We start from the raw sequence: 515 nt of genomic DNA, 5'->3' as shown, positions 1-515 counted from the left end.
ACTTTACACATCACGCCGTTTTCAAAATGGAAATTCTGGCACCCGAAAAAAACATTTACCGGCAGATGGTGACGAGCCCGCACTACCTCGCCGCCCTGTTTATAGAAACACCAATAACGTTTACAATACGCGACCATTCCACTACTCGCACCAACCGCCCATGAAAATCCGACTCGGTCAGCACAATGCACCTGATTTTCCGCAAGGAGCGACCGTCACCATCGGTAATTTCGACGGCGTACACCTCGGTCACAAACACATTCTGCAAAAACTCAAAAACGAAGCCGATTCGCGCAACCTTCCCGTTATCGTCGTCATTTTCGAGCCTCAACCCAAAGAATTTTTCTCCCGAAAAGCAGGCTTTACGCCCCCATGCCGCATTGCTCCCTTGCGCACCAAACTCGAGCTTCTGCGCGATACCGGCTGCATCGACGCCGTATGGGTGTTACGCTTCAGTCAAGACTTCGCCAACATGAGCGCACAGGATTTCATCGACAAACTGCTGCGCCAAACAC

At 51.3% G+C, this 515-nt stretch carries 1 protein-coding gene; it reads left to right on the top strand.

All coding sequences use genetic code 11. From position 1 onward, the window contains the following. Nucleotides 1–160: 160 nt before the first annotated feature. On the top strand, nucleotides 161–515 hold a 355-nt coding region (locus tag ACTHUR_RS18355; RefSeq protein WP_440400200.1), incomplete at its 3' end, for an adenylyltransferase/cytidyltransferase family protein.

This window comes from Neisseria sp. P0021.S007 (genome assembly GCF_051956855.1).
Note: the sequence above shows the minus strand (reverse complement) of the source record. Positions and strands in the feature narration are given on the sequence as shown.